Raw genomic sequence first — 5,057 nt, forward strand, 5'->3', positions numbered from 1 at the left:
AGAAATATGATCGGTATGTTCGTCAATACACTGGCTGTGAGGAATCACCCAGATAAAGAGAAAACATTCAAAGAACTTTTGAAAGAAGTAAAGGAGAATTCACTGCAGGCATATGACAATCAAAATTATCAGCTCGAAGAGTTAATTGAGAATATAGCTATTAAAAGAGACATTAGCAGAAATCCTTTATTTGACGTGATTTTCAATTTGAATAACATCGAATATGAAGTTGATTTGACGCTAGATGGAATTGAACTCAAACAAGTAAATTTAGAAAATGATTTATCAAGAGTAGATTTGAGTTTAGTTGGATTTGAGAGTGGTTCGGAGATCCATTTGAAACTGGTCTATTCTACAAAACTATTTAAAAAACCTACCATAAAAAGGGCGATAGAAGATTTAAACACTATACTAACCAAGGTTTTAAAAGATAGTAGCATTATTCTCGGGGACATTCAGCTATTAAATAAAGATGAAGAAAAATATATTTTGAATGAAAAGAATAAAGTAAGCGATTTAAGAAATGTAGAGTTTTCATTTTAATCCCGGCTTTCAAAAAGCCTTACCAGAGTATGAGTCATAAAGCTTATACTCTGGTAATTAATAAAACAGATGGAGGTTAACATGAATAAGGATACAGGTAATCAACACTTATCCGAACAAGAGCAGTATTGGAAAGAGCTTCATTTAGAGGGTATAGAAAAAACGAGAGTGGGTTATGATTTTTATTCTGACCAGTATGAGAAAAAAACCATATCGTTTCCTATAAAAAAAAATGTCTTAGATAAGTTGAAGTCTGTTACGAAAGGGAATGACATGCTTGAATATGTGATTTTCTTAGCAGTTTTTAATATAGAGTTATATAAGTACACAGGTAATGATGAAATAGTAATTGGAGTACCGGTTTATTTCTCGGATGAGAAGCGGCCGCTATCAATAAAAAATAAAATGCTGCCATTTAAATGTTCTATAAATGGGAACGTAAATATTAAAAGGTTTCTTTTAGACATACAGAAGAAATTATTAGATGTATATGAAAATCAATATATAGATTTGGTTCCTGCTTTTAGAAAACTAAATATGCCCTTTACATTACCTGAATTAACTCCTGTTAGTATTACTTACAACCCGCTGCATGCAGAAGGTGATATCGAATATATTTGCAATTCACAAAAAAATGAAATAACTATTTGCTTAGAGAAAAATCAAGCTGAAGAGGTTGAGATGGTTTTAGTATTTAATTCAGCTCTTTATGAAGAAGTGACGGTTATTCATTTTGCAGAAAGATTCATACACGCTCTAAATGAAATGTTAGGTAATCTCGATCGTTCCGTAAGAGATGTAGGTTTGCTGACTGAGACACAAATGAACCATATATTATATGAGTTTAATAATACAAATATGGAGTATAAAGAAATTAATAAGCCTATCCATGAACTATTTGAATTACAAGCTGAAAAAACACCCGATCAAACAGCTTTAATATATGAAGATAATAAAGTTACTTATAAAGAATTGAATGATAAATCTAACGCTTTTGCGAGGACATTAAGGAGTAGAGGGATTCAGTCTGAGGATATAGTTGGGATTATGTTGGAAAGATCAATAGAAATGGTGGCAGGAATTTTGGGGATTTTAAAATCCGGTGCTGCTTATATGCCAATAGATCCTAAAAATCCAAAGGATCGAATAGAATACATGTTGCATGACGCACAAATAAAAGTTTTGGTAAGTGAAAAACGCTTTATTAGTGATATTAAGTTTGAAGGAATTATTATAGATGCAGGTAATAGTGAAACTTTTAAAGGAGATGTAAGCCGTTTAGAACAAGTCAACCAACCTAATGATTTAGCTTATGTGATTTATACGTCAGGTACAACCGGAAATCCTAAAGGGGTAATGGTAGAACATCATAGTCTGACTCAAACAATGTTATTTCTGAAGAACGATTATCAATATAGTGAGAATAATATTGTTCTTCCAATAATTAACTATGCGTTTGATGGTTTTGTTCTTTTATTCTATACACCTTTAATTGCAGGCAGTAAGGTTGTATTAGTAAATAACGAGGAAATGATCAATCCTTATAAGATAAGTGAAATTATAAAAACTTTAGGAGTTACAGATTATTTCAGTGTACCTTCTATTTACTTAACGGTATTGGATTATATTTCTCTAGAAGAATCCATAAGTTTAAGACAAGTAACATTAGTTGGTGAGGAACTGCCAGTTAAAGCAATCGAGTATACAAACCGATTGGATCGTAATATAGAAATTGTTAACCGTTACGGTCCGTCAGAGAATACGGTAGAAACAACAGCTATGAGACATGTTGAGAGATATGACAAAATTATGATAGGTAAACCGATCGCAAATACGAAAGTTTACATAGTAGATGAAGACCATAATATATTGCCTATTGGTATACCAGGTGAAATATGCATCGGAGGCAGCAGGTTAGCTAGAGGTTATTTAAATAGGCCTGAACTGACTAAAGAAAAATTTATAAACAATCCGTTTGAAAAAGGCCAGCGAATGTACAAAACAGGAGACAGAGCGAAGTGGCTCTCTGATGGAACCATTGAATTTCTGGGAAGAAAGGATAATCAAGTAAAGATTAGAGGACAAAGAATCGAACTTAAAGAAATAGAGGACTGTTTGCTCCGCCATCCCGATGTTAAAGAAGCATTTGTGCATGCTGAAAAGAATTCTGATCTTGATCAGTACATCATTGCTTATGTAGTAAGGAGTACTGCGAGCATTTCAGATATAAAGAATTATCTGAATGAAAGCCTCCCGCACTACATGGTGCCTTCTTATATCATGCAATTGGAGAAGATGCCTCTCACGAATAATGGAAAGACTGACTTTCGTTCATTACCAAAGCCAAATGTAAATGATAACGTAAACCTCTATGCAGCTCCAAGAAATAACATTGAAAAAGAATTAGTTGACCTTTGGCAAGAAGTATTAGGGGTCATTAAAGTTGGTATAGATGATAACTTTTTTGATTTAGGCGGACATTCTCTGAAAGCAAATGTATTCATTAGTAAACTTCATAAAAATCTAGATATTGAACTACCGATCAAAGAACTTTTTATAAACCCTACAATTCGGGCTTTAAGCGATGTAATTAACAGACGTACAGAAAAAAGTTACGAAATGATTCCAGCTTGCCAAAAAAGTGATTACTATGAAGCTTCCTCTGCCCAAAAAAGAATGTACATGATTCAACAATTGGAAAATAGAACAGCTTATAATATGCCAATCGTCTTTGCGGTAAAAGGCGATATTGACTCTAAAAAAGTAGAGAAAATCTTTCAAAAACTGGTGGACAGACANTTTGCGGTAAAAGGCGATATTGACTCTAAAAAAGTAGAGAAAATCTTTCAAAAACTGGTGGACAGACATGAGTCATTACGAACATCTTTTGAAGATGTGAATGGTGATATTGTCCAAAAAATCCATTCGGATTTCTCCTTTACAATGGAAAGAAGAGACAGAAAAGGATGGGCGGTTGAAGATCTTTTAAAGGATTTTGTTCGTCCGTTCGAATTGAATAAAGCCCCTCTTTTTAGAGTGGAAATGGCTGAATTAGAGGAAGCAACTTATTTAATGGTCGATATGCATCATATCATCTGTGATGGTGTCTCCGTCGAACGATTATTTTCTGAGTTTAAGGAATTATATAACGGTCAGGACCTTAAACCATTAAGAATTCAATATAAAGACTTCGCCGCATGGCAGAATTCTTTCCTGAAATCAGACGAGCTTAAAAAACAGAAAGAGTATTGGACTGAACAATTCAAGGGAGATATTCCAGTTTTAAATCTGCCATACGATTTTGAAAGACCTCTTATGAAAAGTTTTGAAGGAAGTCACCTAGGCTTTTCGTTGAATGAAGACCAAACAGAAGGTTTACGTGAAATTGCCAAGAAAACAGGTACGACTATGCATATGGTATTGTTATCTGCCTTCTATATTCTTTTGTCTAAATACAGCGGACAGGAAGATATAGTAGTCGGTACTCCAATTGCAGGAAGAACACATGCGGATTTGCAGGATATCATGGGAATGTTCGTTAATACTCTTGCATTGCGAAACAAAGCAGAGGGAGAGAAATGTTTCCTTGAATTTTTAGCTGAGGTGAAAAGCAATTCTCTGCTTGCCTATGAAAATCAAAACTACCAGTTTGAGGATCTGATTGATACGCTTGAGGTGAACAGAGAAACAAGCAGACATCCGTTATTCGATGTCATGTTTAATATGAGTCATGCCACTGAAGTGGCTGAAAGAGCAGATGAAGGCTTACAGCTGAGACAAATTCAAAGAGAAAGTCATATCTCCAAATTTGATTTGACGCTTCATATTACAGAACACAAAAACACAATAAACGGAAATATCGAATATTGTACGCGTCTTTTTAAGAAAGAAACGATTGAGAGAATGGCACTCCATTTTAATGAAATTGTGACTAGTATCTGCAGAAACGATGAAGCTGAACTATATCAAATTAACATGATGACTGAACCAGAAAAACATCAAATTTTACACGAGTTTAACAATACGAAAACCATTTATCCAAGAGAAAAAAACATCGTAGAACTATTTGAGGAACAAGTGGAAAGGCGACCGGGACATCAGGCAGTTGTTTACGAAAACCAGCATATTACGTATAAAGAGTTAAATGAAAAAGCTAATCAGCTTGGCCGCGCTTTACGCAAAAAAGGCATTCAATCAGGTAATGTGGTAGGGATTATGATCGAAAGTTCAATTGAGATGGTGATTGGAATTCTAGGTGTGTTAAAAGCAGGCGGTGCCTATCTTCCGATAGATAAAAGCTATCCGGCAGACAGAATTGACTATATGTTGAGAGACAGCAACGCTCAAATACTGTTAACTGCGGGCAGTGAACAAGATTTGGCAGATTTTTCAGGAGAGAGACTCGATATTAAGGAAGAACGACTGTATCAAAATGACACAAGTAATTTATGTTTCGGCGGTTCTCCTCTCGATTTAGCGTATATTATGTACTCATCCGGCAGTACTGGGGAACC

General features: G+C 34.7%; 2 protein-coding genes and 1 pseudogene. All 3 read left to right on the top strand.

The features are described from left to right. Positions 1-543, top strand: a 543-nt coding sequence (locus tag BGM27_RS20305; protein ID WP_217031416.1) for a condensation domain-containing protein, incomplete at its 5' end; no start/stop codon positions are given. 81 nt (positions 544-624) lie between these two features. Then, positions 625-3,341 (top strand): non-ribosomal peptide synthetase (locus tag BGM27_RS20835; protein WP_367948930.1); only part of this gene is annotated, 2,717 nt, incomplete at its 3' end. A gap of 1 nt (position 3,342) precedes the next feature. Next, a pseudogene (locus BGM27_RS20840) lies at positions 3,343-5,057 on the top strand (non-ribosomal peptide synthetase); the annotation flags it as partial.

The organism is Bacillus sp. FJAT-27001 (assembly GCF_019039175.1).
In the GTDB taxonomy this organism is placed as follows: Bacteria; Bacillota; Bacilli; order Bacillales; family Bacillaceae; genus Bacillus; species Bacillus velezensis.